20 protein-coding genes and 3 pseudogenes are annotated in these 21,083 nt (G+C 68.9%); 7 read left to right on the top strand and 16 right to left on the bottom strand.

Going from position 1 to position 21,083, the window contains the following annotated elements; genetic code table 11:
* Positions 1 to 2 precede the first annotated feature (2 nt).
* Positions 3 to 788: pseudogene (locus Sru02f_RS19895) on the top strand (transposase).
* Positions 789 to 938: 150 nt separating this feature from the next.
* On the opposite strand, the gene Sru02f_RS19890 reads toward Sru02f_RS19895, so the two are convergent.
* The 5 genes from Sru02f_RS19890 to Sru02f_RS19870 all read right to left on the bottom strand — a co-directional run bounded on the left by Sru02f_RS19890 (position 939) and on the right by Sru02f_RS19870 (position 3,934).
* On the bottom strand, positions 939 to 1,703 hold the full coding sequence (locus Sru02f_RS19890) for a GNAT family N-acetyltransferase (protein ID WP_109031327.1): 765 nt from the start codon (positions 1,701 to 1,703) through the stop codon (positions 939 to 941).
* Between the two features lie 412 nt (positions 1,704 to 2,115).
* A complete protein-coding gene (locus Sru02f_RS19885) occupies positions 2,116 to 2,271 on the bottom strand; it encodes a restriction endonuclease (protein ID WP_373103493.1) in 156 nt (51 codons plus the stop codon).
* Positions 2,268 to 2,393 carry a hypothetical protein gene (locus Sru02f_RS19880; protein ID WP_373103491.1) on the bottom strand — a complete coding sequence of 42 codons (126 nt, stop codon included), beginning with the start codon at positions 2,391 to 2,393 and terminating at the stop codon, positions 2,268 to 2,270. Before Sru02f_RS19880 ends, Sru02f_RS19885 begins: the two co-directional genes overlap by 4 nt.
* Before the next feature lie 64 nt (positions 2,394 to 2,457).
* Positions 2,458 to 2,679: a hypothetical protein gene (locus tag Sru02f_RS19875; protein ID WP_373103488.1), complete on the bottom strand. Its 222-nt coding sequence runs from the start codon at positions 2,677 to 2,679 to the stop codon at positions 2,458 to 2,460.
* A 676-nt stretch (positions 2,680 to 3,355) separates the two neighbouring features.
* A complete protein-coding gene (locus tag Sru02f_RS19870) occupies positions 3,356 to 3,934 on the bottom strand; it encodes a TetR/AcrR family transcriptional regulator (protein WP_109031326.1) in 579 nt (192 codons plus the stop codon).
* Positions 3,935 to 4,015: 81 nt separating this feature from the next.
* Here Sru02f_RS19870 and Sru02f_RS19865 point away from each other — a divergent pair, with 81 nt between their 5' ends.
* Both Sru02f_RS19865 and Sru02f_RS19860 read left to right on the top strand, forming a co-directional pair.
* Positions 4,016 to 4,789: an oxidoreductase gene (locus tag Sru02f_RS19865; protein ID WP_109031325.1), complete on the top strand. Its 774-nt coding sequence runs from the start codon at positions 4,016 to 4,018 to the stop codon at positions 4,787 to 4,789.
* 33 nt (positions 4,790 to 4,822) lie between these two features.
* Positions 4,823 to 5,191 (top strand): VOC family protein, encoded by a 369-nt coding sequence (locus tag Sru02f_RS19860; RefSeq protein WP_109031324.1) that lies wholly within the window; start codon positions 4,823 to 4,825, stop codon positions 5,189 to 5,191.
* Here the strand turns inward: Sru02f_RS19860 and Sru02f_RS19855 are convergent.
* The 8 genes from Sru02f_RS19855 to Sru02f_RS19820 form a co-directional block, all read right to left on the bottom strand.
* Positions 5,136 to 5,531 (bottom strand): sulfurtransferase TusA family protein, encoded by a 396-nt coding sequence (locus Sru02f_RS19855; protein WP_244941802.1) that lies wholly within the window; start codon positions 5,529 to 5,531, stop codon positions 5,136 to 5,138. The two genes, Sru02f_RS19860 and Sru02f_RS19855, sit on opposite strands and share 56 nt — an antisense overlap.
* 5 nt (positions 5,532 to 5,536) lie before the next feature.
* Complete coding sequence (locus tag Sru02f_RS19850; RefSeq protein WP_109031322.1) at positions 5,537 to 6,805, bottom strand: MFS transporter; 1,269 nt, start codon at positions 6,803 to 6,805, stop codon at positions 5,537 to 5,539.
* Positions 6,802 to 7,548 (bottom strand): flavin monoamine oxidase family protein, encoded by a 747-nt coding sequence (locus tag Sru02f_RS19845; protein WP_109031321.1) that lies wholly within the window; start codon positions 7,546 to 7,548, stop codon positions 6,802 to 6,804. Before Sru02f_RS19845 ends, Sru02f_RS19850 begins: the two co-directional genes overlap by 4 nt.
* Positions 7,509 to 7,793 (bottom strand): hypothetical protein, encoded by a 285-nt coding sequence (locus tag Sru02f_RS19840; RefSeq protein ID WP_109031320.1) that lies wholly within the window; start codon positions 7,791 to 7,793, stop codon positions 7,509 to 7,511. Before Sru02f_RS19840 ends, Sru02f_RS19845 begins: the two co-directional genes overlap by 40 nt.
* 250 nt (positions 7,794 to 8,043) lie before the next feature.
* Positions 8,044 to 8,268 (bottom strand): hypothetical protein, encoded by a 225-nt coding sequence (locus Sru02f_RS19835; protein WP_109031319.1) that lies wholly within the window; start codon positions 8,266 to 8,268, stop codon positions 8,044 to 8,046.
* A gap of 83 nt (positions 8,269 to 8,351) precedes the next feature.
* Positions 8,352 to 8,531: a hypothetical protein gene (locus tag Sru02f_RS19830; protein ID WP_109031318.1), complete on the bottom strand. Its 180-nt coding sequence runs from the start codon at positions 8,529 to 8,531 to the stop codon at positions 8,352 to 8,354.
* Positions 8,532 to 9,519: 988 nt separating this feature from the next.
* Positions 9,520 to 9,984: a hypothetical protein gene (locus Sru02f_RS19825; RefSeq protein ID WP_244941801.1), complete on the bottom strand. Its 465-nt coding sequence runs from the start codon at positions 9,982 to 9,984 to the stop codon at positions 9,520 to 9,522.
* 212 nt (positions 9,985 to 10,196) lie between these two features.
* Positions 10,197 to 11,036: an SDR family oxidoreductase gene (locus Sru02f_RS19820; RefSeq protein ID WP_109031317.1), complete on the bottom strand. Its 840-nt coding sequence runs from the start codon at positions 11,034 to 11,036 to the stop codon at positions 10,197 to 10,199.
* A gap of 137 nt (positions 11,037 to 11,173) precedes the next feature.
* Here Sru02f_RS19820 and Sru02f_RS19815 point away from each other — a divergent pair.
* Positions 11,174 to 11,939, top strand: a pseudogene (locus Sru02f_RS19815) (transposase family protein).
* A gap of 446 nt (positions 11,940 to 12,385) precedes the next feature.
* Complete coding sequence (locus Sru02f_RS19810; RefSeq protein ID WP_109031315.1) at positions 12,386 to 13,327, top strand: hypothetical protein; 942 nt, start codon at positions 12,386 to 12,388, stop codon at positions 13,325 to 13,327.
* Between the two features lie 153 nt (positions 13,328 to 13,480).
* Here Sru02f_RS19810 and Sru02f_RS19805 read toward each other — a convergent pair whose 3' ends face one another.
* The 3 genes and pseudogenes from Sru02f_RS19805 to Sru02f_RS19795 all read right to left on the bottom strand — a co-directional run bounded on the left by Sru02f_RS19805 (position 13,481) and on the right by Sru02f_RS19795 (position 16,980).
* Positions 13,481 to 13,966, bottom strand: a complete 486-nt coding sequence (locus Sru02f_RS19805) for a hypothetical protein (RefSeq protein ID WP_109031314.1) — start codon at positions 13,964 to 13,966, stop codon at positions 13,481 to 13,483.
* Between the two features lie 60 nt (positions 13,967 to 14,026).
* Positions 14,027 to 14,515, bottom strand: a pseudogene (locus Sru02f_RS19800) (IS5 family transposase); the annotation flags it as partial.
* A 293-nt stretch (positions 14,516 to 14,808) separates the two neighbouring features.
* The gene (locus tag Sru02f_RS19795; RefSeq protein WP_167469438.1) at positions 14,809 to 16,980 is read right to left on the bottom strand and encodes an exo-alpha-sialidase; all 2,172 of its coding nucleotides are present in this window, start codon (positions 16,978 to 16,980) and stop codon (positions 14,809 to 14,811) included.
* 2,033 nt (positions 16,981 to 19,013) lie between these two features.
* On the opposite strand from Sru02f_RS19795, the gene Sru02f_RS19790 reads away from it, so the two are divergent.
* Positions 19,014 to 19,217 (top strand): cold-shock protein, encoded by a 204-nt coding sequence (locus tag Sru02f_RS19790; RefSeq protein WP_023586105.1) that lies wholly within the window; start codon positions 19,014 to 19,016, stop codon positions 19,215 to 19,217.
* A gap of 339 nt (positions 19,218 to 19,556) precedes the next feature.
* Complete coding sequence (locus Sru02f_RS19785) at positions 19,557 to 21,053, top strand: DEAD/DEAH box helicase (protein ID WP_109031312.1); 1,497 nt, start codon at positions 19,557 to 19,559, stop codon at positions 21,051 to 21,053.
* Positions 21,054 to 21,083 lie beyond the last annotated feature (30 nt).

Genomic DNA, 21,083 nt, shown 5'->3' with positions numbered 1-21,083 from the left:
TCATTTACGGGACAGCCCTTAGTGTGATCACGGCGTCGGAGCGGTCCTGGACAGCCCCGTTCACTGGGCTGAGCCCACGCTGCTTCGGCAACTTGGTGACCCACGTGCACCGCGGGATCGCGGGCGACTCGCAGCATGGGCGGCCGTGGTGCCTTCCCTTGGAGGATCGAGTGTTGCTGGTTGCTACGTACCGGCACACGAATTTGACGCTGCGCCAGCTCGGTCCACTTTTCGGCGTCTTAAAGCCGGCGGCCGACCGGATTATCAACCGCCTCGGCCCCAAGCTCGCCTTCCAGCCGCGTAGGCGGTTCCGCCAGGACGCTGTGCTCATCGTGGACGGCACTCTCGTGCCCACCCGCGATCACACACTGGCCGAGCAGTCGAAGAACTGCCATTACTCGACCGACAACCAGGTCCTCATCGATGCCGACAGCCGCCTCGTGGTGGTGGTCGGCCGATCACTGCCCGGCAACCGCAAGGACTGACGAGCGTGGGCGGAATCCGGAGCGAAGGACGCTGTCGGTGCCACGATGACCATCGCAGACAGAGGCTATCGGGGTACCAGCCTGGTGATTCCCCACCGCCGCGCGAACGGCCAAACCGAACTGCCGGGCTGGAAGCAAGAGCATAACCGCTCCCACAAACAGGTCAGGGCCCGTGTCGAGCGCGCCTTCGCCCGCATGAAGGGGTGGAAGATCCTGCGCGACTGCCGTCTCAGGGGCGACGGCGTGCACCACGCAATGCTCGGCGCCGCGTGCCTGCACAACCTGGCCCTGGTGGTGGGCTGAGAGGGCGTTCTCTCTCCGACCTCCCTGTGTGGTTTTCACTGGTCAGACATGAGGCCGGAGCTGGAGCCCATCGAGGCGATGCCCCGGGCGTGAAGCGTTGCCGATGGACTACCAGGCGTTGGTGAGCAGCGGAGCGGTTGCCCTGACGGGTCAGGGGGTGAGGGCGTACTCGGTGAAGTGGCCGCTGACGGTGAACCCGAGGCGGCGGTAGACGGGTTCCCCGTCGGCCGATGCCTGCAGCACCGCCGTCTCGTAGCCCGCGTCGCGGGCGGTGTACAGAGTGGCCGCGGTGATGGCGCCGCCATAGCCGCGGCGGCGGACGGTGGCGAGGGTGGCAATGTTGTAGATCCCGGCGACGCCTGCATGTAGGAAGACCTCGGCCGAGCAGACGGGCCGGCCGTCGACGTAGCCGACCAGGTAGCGGGCGGGGCAGTCCTCGGCAAGCGCCCAGTCGGCGGTGTCCGCGAAGAACCGGCGCACCGTGGCGGCGGGCGGGTCCCAGTTCGCGGCGAGGACCGTGGCGTAGTCGGCGAGCTGTTGAGGGGTGGTGGCCCGGCGGATTGCCAGGCCGTCGACGTGCGCGTCGGGGAGGGGGTCGCGCAGGTCCTTCCACATGCCTGCTTCCGTTTCCGACGCCTCCAGGCCGGCGGACTGAAGATGCTCGGCGAGATTGCCCGGCGTGGAGGCGGGGCCCACCCACCAGGAGAAGGGGCGCCCGGTGGCGGCCAGGGTCCGGGCCGTCTCCGCGGCGCGGGCCGGGGCGGTGCCCGGGGTGAAGCGGGCCCTCGCAACGATGTTGAAGGTGTCGTCGTCGAGACCGCTGTCGGCGATCAGCAAGTCGTCTGTCTCAGTGACGGACGCGCCCTTGAGGTTTCGGTGCAGGTGGCAGGCGTGTTCGGCGAGATTCAGCTCCATCGCGAGCGGAAGGTCAAATTCATTGACGGACGGAATGTGCATGGGGTTCATGATGATCCATCCCAGCATGCCGTCTGAGGTGCTCGCACGTCCCTTTTCCGTACCTGTGAACGGGCCGTCCAGGAGCTGTCAGCTGGATCACGGGGCATGCCGGCAGCGAAGACACGGTGTCACGGGTCGGGCGGTCAGTGCGTGAGCCTCGTGCCACACGCCTCTCACGCAGCCCTCACCCAGGACGCCACCGTGACCACACGACCCGTTCCGGGAGCAGGTACGGCAGACAGCGTCGTCTCGTTCTTTCCGGCCACCCAGCCAGCCCCCCGCTGCCCGTCGGATCAGCTCTGCCAGGTCAGACACGATTTCGGGACAACCCTTAGACGGCCAGGGTCTGTCGCTCGACGACGTGCAGGCGCTACTGTCTGGCGAAGGTCACAGCTGGCCCGGTCACCCGGCCGTTCGTGACGATGGCTGCGACGTCGGCGCCGTGGACCTGGCGGGCCGTGCCGTTGATGACCTGGAGGTCCGGCGAGCCCTGGGCGCCGTTGCGGCGGTGCTTGCACTGGATCACCAGCGCCGCCCGCAGAGGTCGGTGGCCTTCACGTCCGTGCCCAGGTCGCCGCGGCCACCGACCCGCTGGGCGTCCCGGTGCATCAGCTCTCGGACCGCATCCCCGAAGCGGCTGCGGTGCAACGCGTCCAGCTGCGGCAGACCGTAGCGCAGGCCCCGAGCCCGTACTGCCTCCCAATTGCGCGCGCTACTGCCGGTGGTAGAGCCAGCCCACGCCCGCGAGTACGGCGAGCGCCAGGGCGACGATGAGGATCCACCAGTGGGTGAGCAGCCAGTGGACCCGCATCATCACGAGCCCGAAGCCGGCCGCGGCCGCCACGGCGAAGGCGAGCAGCTGGGCGCCGCGCTGCTGCTGCCTGCGGGAGGGGCGCCGGTTGCGTCGCCGGACGGGCGGTCGCCGGCGGGTCACCGCTACGACCGGATCGGGTACGACACCGTGGGACGAGGCCGCGGCGCCCGCTCAGCGGGGGCGCCCTCGAACTGGACCGGGTACTGCACCGTGCTCTGCGGCCGCAGAGTCTTCCCGTCGCCTGCTCAGATGCTGCTGTTGCCCATGCCCACAACGGCTAAGGCCACCACAGCGAAGATCATCGCTTCTCGCCTCGCGCCCGGCGCCCATCACGAATGTCCACGCACCGGTGTCCCGCCGGAGTGTGCGTACGGCCGTACCCAGGGCATGCAAGCCTCCCCCTCGTCACAACTTCCCCCACGCCGGGACGTGCTGACAGCACCCACTGACAAGGCGTCAGCACATCAACACATCAGGTGATCAAGGAAGAGGAGAACAGGCCAGGTCATAGCGGGAGAGCCATCTGTACTCCTGCGTGCAGGGCGAGCAGCGGTCTACCGCGGCCGGCCGGCAGGGGACGGTGGAGGGCGCCCGACGCAGCCGCGTGGCGCCCGCCGGCTTCGCGTGTCCAAGCACCGCAACCTCGTCCCACCCGGTCACTACAGCTTCACGGCCTCTTCTCCGACCGCTGGCGCCCTGCGCCCTTGGCGCCCCTGACTCGCATGCGCTGGACGAGGACGAGAGTCAGGAGTGACGGGCAGGGCCTGGTCGAGGCCGTGACGGGTGGCCCCTCGGCTCAAGACGGCTGCGGGGTGCCGTTTCGCAGGCCGTCGTAGAGGAGGGTGGTGATCTGCCGGGCCTCGGCCAACCAGCCCTCTGTGGCGCGCATTGCGCAGATGCCGCCCAGGGCGCGCAGCAGGGTGGGGCCGGTGACGTCGTCGCGGACGGCGCCGGCCGCGTGGCCGGCTTGGAGCAGCAGGGAGAGGGCGTCTGCCATACGGGTGCGTGCGTCGTCGAAGACGGGTGAGTCTGTCGCCATGATGCTCTCCAGCACGCTGGACATGCCCTTGCCCACTGCCGCGTGGTCCACGAGCAGGAAGAGGAAGCGGCGTAGCGCCTCTTCGGGTGTGTGCTGGTTCAGCAGGACGCCGGGTGCGGCGCACAGGTCGTCGACCTCTTTGCGGTAGACCTCCTCGATCAGTGCTTCGCGGGTTTCGAAGTGGCGGTAGAGCGTTCCGATGGCAACGCCGGCGCTGCGGGCGATGTCCTTGACGTGCACGTCGGTGTCGCCGTCGAGGAATGCCTGGCGGGCGGCGGACAGCAGGGCCTCGCGGTTGTGTCGGGCGTCGGCGCGCCGGGGGCGTGGGGACGGCAAGGCAATCTCCATAAGGTGAGTCTGGTTCCGTTTACGTGTACCGTTTCCGGAGTCAGGTTCATCTTACGGAGGGGAACCCCCATGCCGAACATCGACGAAGGCCTGGCCGGCCTGCGGGTGCTGGTCACCGGCGGCAGCCGGGGCCTGGGCGCGGCGACCGTGCGCCGCTTCATCGCCGCGGGTGCCACCGTACTGACGGCGTCCCGCAGCCGGCCCGAAGAGGACAGCGGTGCCACCTTCCTCGCGGCAGACCTCGCCACGCAGCAGGGCGTGGCCGAACTCGCCCGCCGAGTCGTCGAGCAGGTGGGCGGAGTGGACGTCCTCGTGAACAACGCGGGCGCCGCGAGCGCCCCGGCGCCGACCCTTAACCGGTCGGACGAGTCCTGGCAGGCGGACCTGGAGATGAACCTGCTCAGCGCCGTGCGCCTGGACCGGGCCCTGGTGCCGGCAATGGCCGAGCGGGGCTCCGGCGTCGTCGTGCACGTCTCCTCGATCGCCAGCCACCTGCCTCAGCGCACCGAGGCGTCCTATGCCGCCGCCAAGGCCGCGCTCAACACCTACAGCCGTGAACTGGCCACCGAGGTCGGCGAACACGGGGTACGTGTGGTCTGCGTTCTTCCCGGCTTCGTCGTCACCGCAGGCGCCACCGCCCACCTCCGGCACATGGCCCAGGCGCAAAACGCGACCACCGAGGAAGTCACGCAGCAGATCGTGGACCACCTGAAGGTCCCCATGGGCCGCCCCGGAGACCCCGAGGACGTCGCCGAAATGATCGCCTTCCTCGCCTCCCACCGCGCGAAGTGGCTCACCGGAGCACAGTTCCGCGTCGACGGCGGCATCATCCCGACCGTCTGAGCAGCCCCCCGACAGCACGAACAGGACACCTCCATGCCCATCACCCTGACCTCCGTGATCATCGACGCCGCCGACATCGAGAAGGAGAGCTCCTTCTGGCACCGGCTGCTCGGCGGCTCCCTCACCCCCACACCGACCCACCACTTCGTCCAGGCCCCCGGCCTCCCGGTGATCGTCGTCCAGTCCGCTCCCGGCCACACCCCTCCGAACTGGCCGGACGGCACCTCCCAGCAGATGCACCTCGACTTCGGCGTCGACGACCTCACAACCGCCGACCGCACGGCCACCGACGCCGGCGCCACTCGGCTGCGGCCCGCCGACGAGGCCACCGCAGAAATTCACACCGTCAGCCGCGTCTACACCAGTCCGGCCGGACACCCCTTCTGCCTGCGCCCGACCTGAGCCGGCCGCTGACCACCGAACCCCTCCTGCCGCCCAACACCCCCCCACTGACGCCGAGCCGGCGCCAGGGTGCACGGGGTCGGGTCGCCATCGGCTGGGGCGTGAGACGAAGGGCGTAGACGTCTCGGCCCGGTTCAGGAACGGGGCCGAGGTAGTGGTGGCCGGTCATGTGGCACCAGGCGCGCAGGTCGAGCGGGGCGGCCGGGTCGGTGGCGATGACATGGACGATGGTGCCCGGTGCGGCGGTGTCGATCTCCTTGCGCAGGCGGAGCAGGGGGGTGACGCAGAGCAGTCCGGTGCCGTCGACGGTGACGCCGGACGTGGGGAATTCGGTGTTCATGGGGCTCATCGGCGGTAGGCGGTGGCGGCGACGGCGGGCAGGAGCGCGAGGGAGAGCGCTCCGCCGGTGAGGGCGAGGGCGGGGTAGCTGGCGGCGGCGACCATGACGCCCGAGGCCATGCCGCCGGTGGCGCCGGCGATGGCGATGGAGACGTCGACCATGCCCTGCGTCTTGGCGCGGGTGGCGAGCGGGACGGTGTCGGTGATGATCGCGGTGCCGGAGACGAGGCCGAAGTTCCAGCCGAGGCCCAGCAGAGCGAGCGCGAGAGCGAGCAGGAAGACCGAGTCACCGGGCGCTGCGGCAGCGAGGATTCCGGCGGCCAGCAGGGTGATGCCGGAGGCTGCGGCAATCTTCATTTGGCCGTAGCGGTCGACGAGCCATCCGGTCAGAGGCGAGGGCAGGTACATGGCACCGATGTGGATGCCGATGACGAGGCCCGATGCGGCGGTGGAGTGGCCGTGGTCGTGCATGTGGACCGGGGTCATCGTCATGATCGCGACCATGACGAGCTGAGTGAGGATCATGACCAGCGCGCCCAGGACCACACCTCCGCGGCCCTCGCCCGTGCCCGCGGTCTCGGCGCTGGCCGGGTCGGTCGCGGCGGCGTCGGCCTCCTTGGCCTGGGCAACGGCGCGGGCCAGGAGCAGCGGGTCGGGGCGCAGCCAGAGGGCGAGGACGAGCGCGGCCAGCGCGTACGCGGCGCCGGAGATGACGAAGAGTCCGGCGAGGTGGGGGATGCCGAGGTGTTCGGCGAGGGTGCCGGCGGGGGCGGCGAGGTTGGGTCCGGCGACGCCGCCGAGGGTGGTGGCGACCAGGACGCTGGAGACGGCACGTGCGCGGTGGCCGGGCGGGGCGAGGTCGGCTCCGGCATAGCGGGCCTGGAGGTTGGTGGCGGTGCCGGCGCCGTAGACGAACAGGGCGATGAACAGCAGGACGGGGTTGTCGAGGACGGCGGCGGTGATGACGCCGGCGGATCCGATGGCGCCGGTGAGGTAGCCGGTGGTGAGGCCGGGACGGCGGCCGCGGGCCTGGGAGATGCGGCCGACCGCGACGGCGGTGAGGGCGGAGCCGGCGGTGAGCAGGGCGCTGGGCAGTCCGGCGAGGCTGGTGGTGCCGAGCATGTCCTGGGCGAGGAGGGCGCCGACGGTGACACCGGCGGCGAGACCCGCGCCGCTGAGGATCTGGGAGGCGACCAGGACGCGCAGGATCCGCTGCTGGGCGTGGACTGGGCCGGATATGAGTCCTGGCGTGGCGGCGGGTGCGACGTTGGTCATCTCTCTCCTGAAGTGTGAGGAAGCCGGCCAGGTCCGGTGAGCTGGAGGCATGGCAAGTCGTACGGATTCCGTACGGTGTCAGACCGGTGGCCTACCTGCTGGGGTGCGGTGACGTCCTGGGCGGTGTCGTTCACGTCTGCGGGCGCCGCGAGGACGGCGCGTGCCGCGCGTTCTCCGGAGGCGAGGGCACCTTCGATGTGGCCGGCGTGGTCGGTGGCCGTCTCGGTCGACGCCCAGTGCAGGCTGCCGTTGAGGGCCGGCCGCCGGTAGAGGGGGTGGCCGAAGAGTGAGTAGTCGGTGAGGTGCTGCACGGTGGAGGGGGCGGTCCACCGTTCGCCGCTCCAGTCCTGTACGTGCAGGGTCACGGGGGCGCCGGCGGCCGGACCGAAAAGCCGGGCGAGTTGTGCGGTGACCGCCTGCTCGAAGCCGGGACGGACGGTGCGGGCGTGGGCGAAGCCGAAGAGCGCGGCGGGCTCGCCGTCGGGCCCGGACATGTCGTGCAACTCCTGAAGCGGGCCGGTCCTGCTGAATGCCGCTCCGGCCAGACCGTCCTGGCGCCAGAAGGCGCCCGGGTAGTGGGCGACGACCTTGACGGCCGCGCCCATCCAGACCGGGGTGGACTGGGCCAGGCGTACGAGGTCGGCGGGGAACGCGTTGTGGAAGTCGATGCGCTGAGGGCGAGGGCCCGGGGGGACGGCCAGGATCACGTGCTCGGCATGGAGTGTGCCGGCCGGGGTGAGCACGTCAAGGCCGCCTTGGCCGTGGTCAGCAGCTGGCTGACCTGCCCCGTGCTGGTTTCGAGGTCGCGGGCCGGGGCCTCGTCATCGCTCTTGTTATAACTGGTCAGGACTGCCATGGAGGTGCCGATCTCTCGCAGGGACAGTCGGCCGGACAGGGCCAGGAGGTGGTCTGCGGGCGAGTCGGCAACGGGCCACAGCGCGAAGTCGGTGGCGTCGTAGGTCTCCAGGACAGCTTCCACGATCAGCACGTTCCCAGTGTCGCTCGTCAGAGGGTGGCTACGCCTCGCTATTTCTGTGCAGGGCCCTCATTCCCACCTCTGCAGAGGTGCACCCGGATGAGACATCTCAAGGTGTCTGGAGAACCGTCCCACTTCGGCTCAGCGGCAGCTCCGGCTGGCAGGTCGGGGCCGGCCACCGGTGTGGTGAGCATCGGCTCCGGCAGCGTCCAGGTCATGCCTGATGCTTTCCACGCCCGCTCGCTTTGTGTGCGCCTGTGGGTCAGGCGGCGCGGAATTCGTGAGCCGGGCCGCCGCGCCACTCCACCCACCGCCGGTTGTCCAGCACGGCCTCGGCATCGTCGATGCCGGCGCCTTCGAGGAACACCACCAGGTCGTGATCGCTGTAGGCGGTGCCGAGTATCTCGTCCCGGCCGTGGCGGTGCACGCTGACCCGACGGCCCCCGGAGACCGAGGGCCGGTGCACGACGATGGGCGCGCAGCTCACGCCTCCATGGTGCTCCTGCCGGCCCGGAAGCGCGAGCAGCGCATGTGGGGCGGTCAGCGGCCGGCGTCGTTGATGCCGGAGGCCTACTGCCCCACGACGTCGAGCACGTCCTGTCCGAACGCGGTCGGCGCCACGAGGATGCCGAAAACCAGAACGATCAGCACGGTCAGCCTCTTGTCGTTGCGGCTGCAAGCGCGGGTCCGTCGGCGTAGCCAGACCATGATGATGACCGCGAGCAGCACGGCGGCATTGATGGTCAGCACGCACCCCCACCAGCTCAGTGAACGCCCCTGGTCAAGGTTGTAGCCAGCATGCTCAGCCGAGACGTCTGCGCCGTACAAGGATGGCCGCATATATCCGCCGGATCGGCCGGTTCGGCTGTCTTGTGTCTGGGCTCAAGCCTGTTTACGCCAGCGCGCGTCAGGCGGCGCACAGCCTCCCCCCCAGCGCAGAACTGCCTTGGAGTCGCAGTACTCACACAACGGGGAGCGGGCTCCGGAGCCGTATGTACGCGTCGGCCGGCGGCACGTGGAGCACGGGCCGATCCGGTCGCCGGGGCACGTGCGTGCCGAGGTGTCCGGCTCGCTGGTAGGGGGAAGGACACGGCTCGGACGGTAGCCGCCTGATCACCACACACCACACACGCCCGGGGCGGCGTCGCCTGCACACGGGCCAGCGTCTCCCACCGCGCGAGCGGCGCCGCAGCCGCCACCAGGCCACCAGGCCACCAGGCCACCAGGATCGATACCGTACCGGGTGAGCAGGTCGGCGAGCTCCATGCCGTCGCCTCCGTTCACCCACCCTGGATTGCTGCGTGACCTGGACCGCACCCGCCGCTGGATCGCCCACGAGGAACGCCGCGAAGCAGAACGCCGACGCGGCATCAAGGACAGGCCAGCCCCGCCCGACTGGCTCCTGGAACACGGCCAAACGCGCACAGCCCACCCGCCTACAGCCACACCGGCGACTGCCGGGACGCAGGCAATCGCAGCAAGGGCGTCAAGCAGGCGCAAGCCCGCCACACTCGCGGACGGCATCAGATCATGTCCACACTGCCGACCAGACACTGCACTGCGCATGCTCGACTGAACAACGCCGCGCCTGCTCCGCCAGCATGGTGGTGACCTGGCCGTTCCTCGCAGCGGGGTCAAACAGGGGCGTGCCTGCGGCAGCCTCCTCGCAGGATTCCGGCTGCGCCCCCGGGCGCTCCTTGTACGGCTATGACTCGAGCCCGGTGGCCGGTGGCCGCCGTCAGGGCTCATCGGAGGCAGCGCCCCTGAGGAACTGCTCGACTTCGTTGACAACACTCGGTTTCGCAGTCAGGGCGCGAGAGGCCGGGCGCGTGGAGCCCTCGTGCACTCCAAGGCCCCCGACCCAGTGGTATCCGAAGACGGCGTCCTCATCGATCTCGAGGGCGATCTGAATGTCGAGCTGCTTGAGCATCGCTGGAGTTGCCGCAGCGTAGACCACCGCTGTCACGCGGTGCTGTGGGGAGAGGTTGTTCTTCTTGGTGCGGCTGGAGCCGTAGACGTCGACGAAGGCCTGGTGCCCGTCACGCCCTGCCCGGACTTCGAAGTACTCCGGGCACTCATCGGGGTCGATGCTGTAGTACTCGCTGCCGCGGTTCTCGAAGGTGACCTGAAAGCTGACGTAGGTCAGGCCTTTGGCATCGTCGGCGCGGCCGCGCGGTGCCGTGGCCTCCTTGAGGTGATGCACGCGTACTCGCAGGCCGGCAAGCTCGTCGGCCTGATTCTCCTGCCAATCGCCGATGACGTTCGGTACGTCCGTGTCCCCACTCCTCGGTCTCCCCGCTGGTCAACGTACTGTGCCGCTGTGAGCGGTCGCGACCGGGCCTACCGGCGCTCAGCTCGTCGCGAAGTGGCACCGCTGAGCGGGGGTGTCCCGCGCCGTTACACCTCTCGACCCATCTACGCCCCGCCCTCATGAGGACGAAGGAATTCCCGGGCTCCTCGCAGGGGGGTGCGCAAGGTCCGCCGGATCGCCTGACTGTCGAGGCGCACGTCGATGGCTCCAGGAACCCCGCTCTCGGCTCGCAGTCCCGAGGCAAGACAGGAGGGGTCCAGACCATCGCGCCGCGCGATCAGGACGCCGAGTTCGTGGCGGCTCAAGGCGTCCGCTCCCGCAGCGTGATGGATTCCCGCAGCTCCGCTCAGCGCCAGTTCCAGCAGGGCACCGGCCAGGTCCGAGACGTGGACTGGGCACCGGATGTCATCGGTGAACAGGAGTCCGTCGGACGTGCCGGCGGCAAGTCGGTGGACCAGACGCTCGTGTTCAGAACGACCATGGCCGATGATCAGTGATGTGCGGACGACGGCCGCCTGCGGGTGGACCGCGAGGACCCCGGTCTCCGCTGCGGCCTTGGCTGCGCCGTACGGGGTGATGGGGTCCGGGTGACAGGACTCGTCGTAGTGGACACGGCCGTGGCCGGAAAACACTGCGTCGGTGGACATGTGGACCAGGCGGATTCCGCGTTTCGCCGCGACCATCGCGAGCTGGAGCGGGCCTTCTGCCGTGACCGCCCAGTCGGCCCTGCCGCTGGAAGCGTTGATGACGACGCGCGGGTTCACCTCCGTCATAACGGCATCCACATTTCCCGCGTCGCGCAGATCGAGGCGGTGCCATGCGCTCGGGGACGCCGCGCCCGGCCTGGTCGCGTACGTGGCCTCTGTCGTGTGCCCCGCCACTCGCGCCTGCCGGACCAGCTCGGCCCCCAGGAAGCCCGACCCGCCAACGATCAGAATGGTCATGCGCGCAACCGTAGCCCCGCAGGTCCCACGATGGCGGCGCTCACCCTGGCGTCCGGATGACCGCCGTCATCGTCCGACCGGTTCGAAGAGGAGCTAAAGGGTGAAGCACAAGGCCGCACCATGGGCATCCCCGTTGCATGCGTGGAGTGTTGAGGGCCGAGCGGGTGTGGGTGGAGACGTCCACCGGACTGCAGGTGGACCAGTTCAGCCGGTTACTGAAGGCTGTCCGGGAACGTGGTGGCGAGGTTGCGGGTGGGATCGGCCATGGCGGCGCTGGCCGGGCGGGTGCTGCTGGTGGCCGTGTACTGCCACACAGACCTCATGACGCGGCAGCCCGCCCCGCTGTTCGGCGTCTCGTCGGCGACCGTGTGCCGGGTGATCCAGCGGCTCGGTTCGCTGCTCGCGCACGAGCCGACCTACACCGCCCACGACGCCGCTGAGCGTCTGTGGATCGTCGACGGCACCCTACTCCCGGTCCGCGACCGCACAGTCGGCGCGTCGTCGCGGAACTACCGTTTCTCGGCGATAGTGCAGGTCGTCGTAAACGCGGAGACCCGCCGGGTGGTGACCGCGGCACGTCCGGTGCGCGGCAACACTGCAGACCCGAAAGCCTGCCGGGACTCCGGTCTGGCCGCGCACTGCGAAGGTGCGACGGTTCTCGGTTACGGCGCTCACAGCAACACCGGTCTGATCGTCCGCACCGCGAACGCCCCGGTCGCCCGTTGTTGAAGGGTGAGGAGAAGGACAACGCGCAGCATCGCAAGGTCCGCGCCCGTGTCGAGCACACTTTCTCCTGGATGAAGAACTACAAGATCCTCCGGGACTGTCGGCAGTCGCAGCGACGACCTTCGCTACACCGTCCAAACCGCCGCCCGCATGCACAACCTCGCCCGCGCCGCATGACCACACAGCCCCGGACACCCACTTCGACCTGCCTGATCACGGCCTTCTGCAACACCCCTCAGTCGCGGCTGGCGACCACCGGGTATCCATCGCTCTCGGGGTCGAAAGTGGTGGACTGCACTGAGCCTCCGCCAACTTGAAGCCGCAGACCAAACGGCTGGTGTGGCCCGTTCTCGGGGCGCTCACGCTGATCGTGGGCGGCTGTCTGAGGAGAGATCGTCCGTCGGGGGCGACTTGCCGGTTCCTGCTCTCTGGGGCAGAGGCGCCTTCTACGATCTGGTGTATGGATCCCGAACTACTGGCACGGATCACCGCGCGGCGTGCGGAGCTGGACGAACTCGAAGAACAGTTGGCCAAGGAGCCTTTGGCAGCCGCCCTCTGGCCAAGAACCCCGAGTCCGGCTTTGACTTGCTCGAACCCGGCATCGGCAGTGAAGGGACACGGACGTGCGCGCACGGGGCATCAACTACGACACAGGGTTCCTCCCAGGAGAAGAACTCTCCCGCAAGAGCTTCACCCCTGAGACGGTCCGGCACGACATGGCGGTGATCTCCAGAGATCTCCACTGTGATGCCGTTCGTATCTCGGGACGAGAGCCTGAACGATTGAGCATCGCCGCAAGACACGCTGCAGACGTCGGCCTTGAGGCCTGGTTCTCCCCCTTTCCCGTGGACCTCCCCCGCGACCAGTTGCTCCCGTTCTTCGCCGACTGCGCCGCTCGGGCCGAAGCCGTACGGGAGGCTGGCGCCGATGTGGTGTTCGTCGCCGGCTGCGAGATCAGCGCGTTCTGCGGCGGTTTCCTCCCTGGCGACACCTACGGCGACCGTATGCGGGCCATGGCTGCCGCAGACATGGAGTGGTGGTCCTCCCTCGGGCCGGTGCAAGAACGCCTCAACGACTTCCTCTCCCAGATCGCCGCGACCGTCCGTAGGCACTTCGGCGGGCAGATCACCTACGCCTCGGCTCCCTGGGAGTTCGTCGACTGGGGTGCGTTCGACCTCGTCGGCATCGATGCCTACCGGGCCGCCTACAACGCCGACAGCTTCCGTGCCGAGCTGCGTGGGCACCTCGCCCACGGCAAGCCCGTCGCGGTGACCGAGTACGGAACCTGTGCGTACCAGGGCGCGGGAGAACGTGGCGGCATGGCCTGGCAGGTGCCGCACGGCGCGGTCCCGGACGAAGACGAGCAGGCGCGCTACCTCACCGAATTGCTGGACATCTTCGAGGACGAAGGCGTGGACACCGCGCTCTGGTTCACCTTCGCCGGTTACAGCAGGCACGGGGAGCGAGACCTTGGCTCCTACGGCGTCGTCAGGATGCTCGATGAGAAGCGCTGGGAAGCGAAGAAGGTATTCCACACGATGGCAGCCAGATACCAACGTGGCTGACGCACCAAGACCTCCAGCCCTTGACAGCACCACTTGCCTTGCCGTCGGTGCGGCCGATCTCTGTCTGCACGGTCGCCAGGGCGGCGTCAAGGTTCTTGTCCGTGCGACTCGTAGTGGTTGCCGGTGTAGACATCACTTCGTCTCCAGACAGGGCTAGGCCCTGTCTCCTTGACCGTCTAAAGGCTGGGGCGTTTGTGGGTGGTCCATCGTGGTGCCGTCAGGATTCCGCCCGAAGGCGGCCTTTAGAACGTCAGGGAGGTCTTTCTCGGAGACTGTGGTCCGTACGTCCGTCAGAATCTGGGGAAAGTCGTCATCGTCGATGACTCCCATGTGTTCCTTGCGGAGTTGGTAGATGATCTCGACAAGCTCCGGTCTCAGCCGCATCCAGGAACGGGAGGTACGGATTTCTTCATCGACATGGTGCATGAACCAACGTATGACCTCGTACGGGACGTCAGCGTGCCCTGCGTGTGGGGTGAAGCAGACGGTGGGTTCCCGTGCCGGATCCTCGTCAGGGACGATCGCGGTGACGAGAGTCTCTTGCTTGGCCACGAGGTCCAGCTCCAGGTACCAGGCGTCATCGGGTACGGAGTACGTCGCGGAGATCGTGTAGTTGCCGTCGGGGTGTCGCAAGACCATTGCCGCATGCTGTCACGCTGACTGAGAAGGTTCCCCTCCAAAACAGGTGGCCCGACGCCTCTACGTCCGGGCCCGGATGAGGAGGGCGGCGACGTGGAGCGCCGCCTGGTAGGCGATGGCGAGTTTGTACGTTCGCATGGCCAGCCCTCGCCACTGCTTGAACCGGCCGATGCAGCGCTCAACGGCGTTGCGCTGCTTGTACGCCTCGATGCCGAAGGCGGGCGGTTGGCCACCCGAACGACCTCGGCGCCGACGGTGACCGGCCTGGTCGGACGGCTGCGGAATGACAGCGCGGATCCCGCGTTGGCGGAGATGCTTCCAGATCGCGCGTGACGAATACGCGCGATCTGCCAGAACGGTGTCCCGCCGGGTTCTCGGTCTTCCCGGCCTGCTTCGCGGAACACGGATACCGGGCATGACGGCCTCAAAGGCCGGGGCGTCAGCCGCCTGTCCCGCGGTGACGCGGAGGCCCAAGGGGCGCGCATGGCTGTCACTGGCGAGATGGACCTTCGCACTCAGGCCGCCGCGGGAACGACCAAGTGCATGGTCGTCGTGATTCCAGAGCAATGTCGCGACGTTCTTCTGTTTCAGATTTCGGGTTTGCGCGTTGTTAACCCAAGTCGCGTAAAGGGGTTTTCTGGCCCCTGCACGGGCGGATCTGCGGGCCCTGACCGCCCCGGTGCGTTGACAAGGGCAGACGGTTCGGCACTTGCCATCTCAGGCTGAGTTGCGTACGGAGGACGGCGCGGGCCGCAGTGCTGAAAGGGGCGTGCCCTGCGGGCAGCGCTCTTGCGCCGCCCGCAGGGTAGGTGGCGGTGAGGTTGCCTCCTCTGGTCAGGCGGTCACCAGGCTGGTGTGGTGGCGATACTGCCGCCCCAGGATTCCCGTTTGGTGCCCTCGGCGGAGTTCCACCACCAGTGCGAGAGTGTTCCGTCGGACGCGGCACCGTAGACGTGCTGGGTGTCACCGACCACTTGCGCCACCGGGTCCGAGGAGATCGGGCCGGGCCACACGGCGTAGTTGTTGCCTGTGGCCGGGTCCCACCACCAGTGGGCGAGCGTGTTGCCCGTGGTGCGGGCGAAGACATGCTGCTGTCCCCCGTGCACGAATGAGACGGGCGGTCCGGCGAGCGCGGTCGGGGTGCTCAGGACCTGACTCTTGACCACCTGGTCCGTGCTGTCCCACCACCAGTGGGTGAGCCGGTTCTCCGGGTCGGCGGCGTAGACGTGCAGCTGGCCCTTTTGGACGAGGGCCGTGGCAGCGCCCCTGGCCGATCCCGGCCAGAGTTCGTGGCGGATGCCCGGGCCCTTCGTCCACCACCAGTGGTGGAGCCGGCCGTCGGTGCCGGTGGCCCAGACGTGCTGCTGCTCGCCGTAGCGCACGGCGACGGGGTCACCGGCGAGGGTGCCCGCGGCGGCCCAGGTCTGCTGCTTCAGGGAGGCGGTGCCGGCGTCCCACCAGGTGTGCAGGAGCCGTCCGTCGGTCGTGCGGACCCACGCGTGCTGTTGGCCGGAGGCGACGTAGCCGGTGGGTGCTCCGGCCACTGTGCCCGCGGCGAGCCAGGTTTGTGAGGAGAGGCCGGTCGTGCTCCAGAACCGGTGGATGAGGCTGCCGTCGGTCCCGCGCACGAGGACGTGTTGTTGGGCGCCGTCGTTGAAGGCGAGCGTCTTCCCCGCGATGCCCGTGCCCCAGGTGCCGCGCTTGACCGTGCCGTCGGCCTCCTCGAACCAGTGGCCGAGGTCACCGGCGGGTGTGGGTGCGAACAGGTGCAGCTGGTCTGGGCTGGTGGTGGCCAGCGCGCCGGTGTTCTGGTTCAGGGTGAGGGAGCCGACGCCGACGGGGAGGTCCAGGTCGGCTTCGGTGAACGTGGCGAACCTGATGTCCTGATACTGCTTGGTGGTTCCGGCCTCGTAGAGGATGCCGAAGGTTCCGCCGCCCAGGGCGGTCATGGAGCTGTAGGCGGAGTACCCGTCCTTCACCAGGGCGCCGTCGGCGGCATCCTGCCAGGTGAGACCCCCGTCGAAGGAGGAGCGGATGGTGAGATCCTCGCGGTTCGGGCCGACCGGGGCGGCGAACAGGGCCCGGTCATAGCCGTCGCGGTTCATCTCGCGCAGGGCGAGGGTCGACGCCTGTATGCCGGTGCCGGGCAAGTCCATGTCCGGGAGGAGTGCGAAGTCGGACTTGAAGCTGAGCCCCTGATCACCGGAGACCGCGTAGACCGCCCTGTCCCTGGTCCCGGAGTCGCCTTCCTCATTGCGCGCCGTCACGAAGAGGCTGCCGTCACCGCGTTCGAACAGGCTCAGCTCCTGTGCTCCGATGGCGGGTTCGGCGCCGAGTGAGGAGGCGCCGAGCCTCCAGGTGAGGCCGCCGTCGTCGCTGTAGATAAGCGCTCCGCCCAGGTTGGCCGGCGCGGCCCCCGGTGCCACGCGTACCGTCATGCCGGCGACCAGGCGGCCGGCGTGCTGGCCGTGGGTGAGCTGGATGGCGCTCGCGGGACCTGTCGCCATCTGACCGGCGTACAGGGCTCCCCAGGCAGTTGACCAGACGTCGGCGGAGATGTCGTCCGCGGCCGTCCAGTGCAGGCCGTCGTCCTCGCTGGTGATGCGGTGGATGTGGTCGTAGTTCTCGGTGTACAGCACGACGACCCGACCCGAGGCGGCGTCGACCACCGGCGTCACATTGTGGTAGATGTGCCCGGCGCTGTGGCGGGCCACCACCTGCAGGGCACTCCATGCGCCGTTGACGTAGCGCTTCACGACGATGTCGATGGAGGCTGTGTCAGAGCAGCTGCCAATCCGGCCCTCGGCGAAGGCGAGCAGAGTACCGTCGGCGGCCTTGACCACCGCGGGGGCCCGGAAGCACACGTAGGAGGCGGAGGCCCCGGCCTCTCGCTCGCCCTCGGTGAAAACCGTCGTCTGCGATCTGGTCAACGGAGCCGCCGCCGCAACACCGGCGGGCAGGACCAGCGCGGACAGCAGCGCCCAGACCACCGCAACCACAGTGGTCAGGGTCAAGGCCCGCCTGCCGCCACTTGACGCCCGCAGCCAGCGCGCCGGTCCTGGTCTGGCCGTCGTTCCAACAGCACCCACGTCTCACTTCCCGTGCCCATGCAGGGATCGGGCGGCCGCGGCAACACTGGCCGGCTCCCCCTGACGAATGGCGACCCCCACCCGGCCACCAGTCAGTCTCAACGAGGCCGGTGAACCGCCGATGAGAAGAAGGTGAACGCGGCAACCGGCCCTGTGAGTCCGGCTGATGATCCTGATTTCCGTTCGGCCGAGCGTACCGGCGCCGAGAGGCCGTGCAGCCCACAGGCCGAGCCGAGGCCGACGACCTTGCATTCACCGCCCGCGACCACTGCCGCACCAAGCAGCCACTTCGGCTGCGGCTGTTGCATCGGCTGCAGCAACCAGACACCGTTGCCCTGCGTCGTGGTTTCCCGGCCGGCCCGTTCCAGCCCGCCCCGGCTGCCAGGGCTCCGCCTGGAGGTGAGCTCACGCAAGAACCAGGGAGCCGTGCTCAAGGCAGCCCTCCACCGGGTGCTGACGATCACACAGACTTCCATGGGCAACGTTCAGCTCGCGGAAAGCGGTCGGCTCCACCTGGCCCGGCACACCGGCCTGAACAAGTACTTCACCGACTACTTCGCCTTCGTCGACGCCCCCACCACCTCGTGCGCGCGGGCGGCCTCGACCCGCCAGCAGGTGACCGTGCGGGAGGTAGGAACCGCAGCCGTCGTCGACGAGGCGTCCCGCCACGCCATCCTGCAGACAGGCAGCAGAGCCGCCCACAGCATCCCGCTGACCAACGGCAAGGGCCACGTGCTGACGCCGCCTGGCCGACTTCACCTGGGCTCAGCTCGCCGCGCCGCAGCAGACGGGAACCGACGTCGGCCGCTGGCTGTCATGGCACTGCCACACCGTCGTCCTACACGCCCTGGAACACCTCCACACTCAAGCCGTCTGCGCCTCCCGCTGACCCGCCCCACAGACGCCCCCGGGGCTCACCACGGCTCGCATGCACCGTCCTCCGCATCAGACTTGCCGCCGGTTCAGTCGCACTGATGGAATCCGAACTGGTGGTGGAAGGCGGAGTCGACGTCGCCCGGAACGCTTCCGTCCGGTGACGCCACCCCGCACGCTGGCACCGCGCCCGCCCCGACCTCTCCCCCGCGAACCTTCCCCGCCTCACGCCACTGTCCCGGTGAGGCGGCACGGCGCGGCAGTCCCGGGCCGACGCGCAACCGGCTGAACGAACACCGATCCCCGGCCGCGGCCGTGCCGCCCGTTCCTTGCTCCCTCACTTCAGCCAGAGGACATGGCCGAGCGGCCGCAACGGGGATGTCAGCGGTCGACCACGGTGAAATCGTGTGGTGACCAGCGCGAACGAGGAGACGGTCCAACGGGTCGCGCAACAGCCAGGCGCAACCCTTGTCGCAACCCTGTGCTCCTGGTCGACCGAGGCGCCGGGTCAAGCGGCCCGGACGGCTCCCCGGGCACGAACCAGCTGGCGCAACTCGGAACCCGCCGCCGGTATCGAGGGGGCGCTCTCCCAGTAGGGGTGCCACCACAGCCGTACGGACAGGCGCAGCAGGCGGCGCAGGGCGGTGGTGTCGGGAGGCGGGGGCGGGGGCGGCGAGCGCGTCGTAGGTGGAGCCGGGCCTGTCTGGCCCCGTGGCGGTGCGACCCGTGCGGTAGCGGAGAGCGAGGCGGGGGACCGGATCACGCAAAAGCGGCACGCGAAGATTTGGCGTCGCACGGTGGGTCAATATCTGTGCGCGCGGTTAGAGTTTTCATCGGAGCATGCGGATAGATTCTCTGCCGCAATAAGCAGGGTGTCGTTCTTCATCGCACAGTCGCTGCCGAGGCGTGCTAGTGTCGTTGCCAGTTGCAGTTGTGGTTCCCGAAACTTCAAGTGCTCCGGTCGGGTCCTGTGCCCCTGGAAGCACTCTTGTATCTCCGGTCTTTTCCGGGCGGGGCGATCATCGCGGCGACACGAGGTTCGCAGGATGCGGATCCCGTATGCATTGCCCCAAAGGAGAAATGACATGGCTGCTGGTACCGTGAAGTGGTTCAACGCGGAAAAGGGCTTCGGCTTCATCGAGCAGGACGGTGGCGGCGCTGACGTGTTCGCCCACTACTCGAACATCGCCGCCCAGGGCTTCCGCGAGCTGCTCGAGGGCCAGAAGGTGAGCTTCGACATCGCGCAGGGCCAGAAGGGCCCGACGGCCGAGAACATCGTTCCCGCCTGACGCTGACTGTCACACACTTGTAGCTGGGGCCCGCATCCCTCGGGGTGCGGGCCCCAGCTACATGCGTTTTCCGCAGTGATTTCTCCCGTGGACGACACCCCGGACATCGTTGGCGGAACGCCCTTCGAGGGTGCAGACGCATCCCTTCACAGCTACAGCGCAGTGGGCGCTTCAAATATCGAGCCCATAGCGCACCCAATCCTTCCAGCGCCTGCGCCCGCACAGTTTTTCTGTTGGCCAGATTCGCTTTCAAGGCCCACCGGTCCATTCTTGCGGTTCTCCGTGCTGCTCATTGCTTCGGGAATTCCTTGATATGTGCCGCATCGAGGAAGGTTCCGCATGAACCGCACACGCACAAACGACCGCTTCGCCCGCGCCCGTAATGGCAGTGCCGACTCCGGAAAGGGCGGCAGCCGCTTCGGTTCGCCGGCGCCGCGCCGGTCGGCCGGACCCAGCCGCTCAGGCGGTTACGGCCGCCGGCCCGCCGCCGTCCAGGGGGAGTTCGCTCCCCCTCGGACGATCACTCCCGCGCTCCCGGCCGTGGAGGGCTTCGCCGATCTCGACATGCCCGGTGAGCTGCTGGCCGCGCTCGGCTCGGTCGGCGTCACCGTACCGTTCCCGATCCAGGCCGCGACCCTGCCGAACTCCCTCGCCGGCCGAGACGTCCTCGGCCGCGGGCGCACCGGCTCCGGAAAGACCCTCGCCTTCGGGCTGGCCCTGCTGGCCCGCACGGCCGGACGGCGGGCCGAGCCCCGTCAGCCGCTGGGGCTGGTCCTCGTACCGACTCGTGAGCTGGCGCAGCAGGTCACCGACGCGCTCGCCCCGTACGCCCGCTCTGTGAAGCTGCGGCTGGCCACGGTCGTGGGCGGGATGTCGATCGGCAGGCAGGCGAGCGCGCTGCGCGGCGGCGCCGAGGTCGTCGTCGCCACTCCGGGACGCCTCAAGGACCTCATCGACCGCGGCGACTGCCGACTGAACCAAGTGTCCATCACTGTCCTCGACGAGGCCGACCAGATGGCCGACATGGGCTTCATGCCGCAGGTCACCGCTCTGCTCGACCAGGTCCGCCCCGAGGGCCAGCGCATGCTGTTCTCCGCCACCCTCGACCGCAACGTCGACCTGCTCGTACGCCGCTACCTGACCGATCCCGTCGTGCACTCCGTCGACCCCTCGGCCGGCGCCGTCACGACGATGGAGCACCACGTACTCCACGTCCACGCCGCGGACAAGCACGCGGTCACCACCGAGATCGCCGCGCGCGACGGCCGCGTCATCATGTTCCTCGACACCAAGCACGCCGTCGACAGGCTGACCCAGGACCTGCTCAACAGCGGGGTACGGGCCGCCGCCCTGCACGGCGGCAAGTCCCAGCCGCAGCGCACCCGCACCCTGGCGCAGTTCAAGACCGGACACGTCACCGTGCTGGTGGCGACCAACGTCGCGGCGCGCGGTATCCACGTCGACAACCTCGACCTCGTCGTCAACGTCGACCCGCCGACCGACCACAAGGACTACCTCCACCGGGGCGGCCGCACGGCCCGCGCCGGCGAGTCCGGGAGCGTCGTCACGCTCGTCACCCCGAGCCAGCGCCGCGGCATGGTCCGCCTCATGTCGGACGCCGGGATCCGGCCGCAGCCCACCCAGGTCAGCTCGGGCGACGAGGCCCTTAGCCGGATCACCGGAGCCCAGGCCCCGACCGGCATCCCGGTCGTCATCACCGCCCCGGTGACCGAACGCCCCAGGAAGCGCGGCGCCACCTCCCGCGGCCGACGCCGCCCCGCCCCGGCGACCCGGCGTACCCCCGCACCCCAGTCCACTGCCGGTACGGCCGCCTAGAACCGTCCTGATCAGAAACCCCGCCCGTCT

The sequence above is a fragment of the Streptomyces rubrogriseus genome, assembly GCF_027947575.1.
In the GTDB taxonomy this organism is placed as follows: Bacteria; Actinomycetota; Actinomycetes; order Streptomycetales; family Streptomycetaceae; genus Streptomyces; species Streptomyces rubrogriseus.
The sequence above is the reverse complement of the archived record's forward strand: the minus strand, read 5'-3'. Positions and strand labels throughout refer to the sequence as shown.